Source organism: Bradyrhizobium sp. 138, assembly GCF_023074075.1.
GTDB lineage: Bacteria > Pseudomonadota > Alphaproteobacteria > Rhizobiales > Xanthobacteraceae > Bradyrhizobium.
Map to the genome: position 1 here is coordinate 1 of NZ_JADPKT010000027.1, position 1,690 is coordinate 1,690.

1 protein-coding gene is annotated in these 1,690 nt (G+C 62.0%); it reads left to right on the plus strand.

Features of this window, described 5'->3' with window-relative positions; translation table 11 throughout:
- Positions 1–52 precede the first annotated feature (52 nt).
- Entirely contained in the window at positions 53–1,657 is a 1,605-nt protein-coding gene (locus IVA79_RS14425) for an IS1182 family transposase (protein WP_247553802.1), read from the plus strand.
- Positions 1,658–1,690: the final 33 nt, after the last annotated feature.

Below are 1,690 nucleotides of genomic sequence, written 5' to 3' on the forward strand. Positions count from 1 at the left end.
CGAGGCTGAGCAAGAACTCGGCATTTTGGGGAGTTGATGTACGATTCTGTTCATGACGAATCGCACATTCAAGACGGGCGAGAGCCGAGAGCAACTCAGTCTGCTTCCTGCGCGGGTTGAGGACTATGTCGGGGCGGACAACCCGGTCCGGGCGATCGAGAGCTTCGTTGGCGTCCTCGACCTTGCCAAGCTCGGCTTTCGCCACGCTGATCGCAAGGCCGAAGGGGTCGGCCAGCCGCCGTACGATCCGGCCGATCTGCTGAAGCTGTACCTTTACGGCTACATCAACCAAATCCGGTCGTCGCGTCGGTTGGAGCGGGAAGCTGGCCGCAATCTGGAACTGATCTGGCTGCTGAAGGGATTGAAGCCGGGTTATCGGACGATCGCCAACTTCCGCAAGGAGAACTGGGCGGCTCTGAAGGCGGCCAACCGCAGCTTCGTGCTGCTGGTGCGCGAGCTCGGTCTCGTCGGCGGCAGCGTTGTTGCGATTGACGGCTCGTTCTTCCATGGCGACGCCAGCAAGGCCAGCGTCTTTACACGCAAGAGGCTTGCCGATCAGATCGCAAAGCTTGACCAGGAGATCGAGGCTTACGGCAAGTCCCTTGAGGACAATGATGCCGCAGAAGCCAGGAAGCCGGGCAAGGATGGGCCCGACGGCGGCGGCGGAGATAGCGGCGACATCGGCGCGAAGGTCGCGGCGCTGATGGCCAAGCGCTCGCGCGCACAAGCTGATCTTGCTCGACTGGAAGAGAGCGGCCAGACGCAGCTGTGCCTGACCGATCCGGATGCCCGGCTACTGGTCAAGAGCGGCCAGGGGGTCGCAGGCTACAATGTGCAGACCGCCGTCGACGACAAGCACAAGCTCATTGTCGCCAGCGAGGTGGTCAACGACAGCAGCGATGTCGGCCAGCTGCATGCGATGGCCATGGCGGCAAAAGAGGCCCTTGAGGTCAAGTCCCTCCAGGCGCTGGCCGATGAGGGTTATTACAGCAGTCTCGAGCTGAAGGCCTGCGAGGACGATGGCATCACGGCCTATGTGCCGGTGCCGGAGGGCAACGCTCGGCTCGAGAAGGAAGGCCGCTTTGCCCTCAAGGACTTCAACTATGACGGTGCATCCGACACCTACCGTTGTCCCGCCGGCCAACTGCTACATCCGATGAAAAGCAGGCAAAAGAACACCAGTGGCCGCATCGAGATCCGCTACGCGGCGCGTGGAGTGATCTGCAGGACCTGCCCGCTCAAGGCCCGCTGCCTCGGCTCAAACGCGGCCTACCGGACGATCGGTCGCTGGGAGCATGAAGACGTTCTTGACCGTCATCGCGCGCGGATGCAAGGCGCAGGCGAACTGATGCGCCGTCGCTCTGGCATCGTCGAGCATCCGTTTGGCACGCTCAAATGCCGTGCCGGCTATCGTCATTTCCTGGTCCGCGGCTTCGACAAGGTCCGCGGCGAGTGGAGCCTGATGGCGCTTTGCTACAACTTCACTCGCGTGCTCAACATCCTTGGGTTCGACACGTTTCTGGCCGCGCTCGCAAAGACGCTTGCTCCTTGCCGATGCACCCTCGCAGCCCTCCTGCAGGGCATAAAGGTTGCTCTAGCGACCTTCTGGCGAATATTTCAGCCCCCGCTCGCAATCACCCCGTTCGCTACGGCCTAGGACCGCCAACGAACCAATTCTTGCTCAGCCTCG

What these genes read in the sequence shown, in the direction of transcription:
- IVA79_RS14425 (WP_247553802.1), top strand. Translation starts at nt 53, where the DNA reads ATGACGAATCGCACATTCAAGACGGGCGAGAGCCGAGAGCAACTCAGT.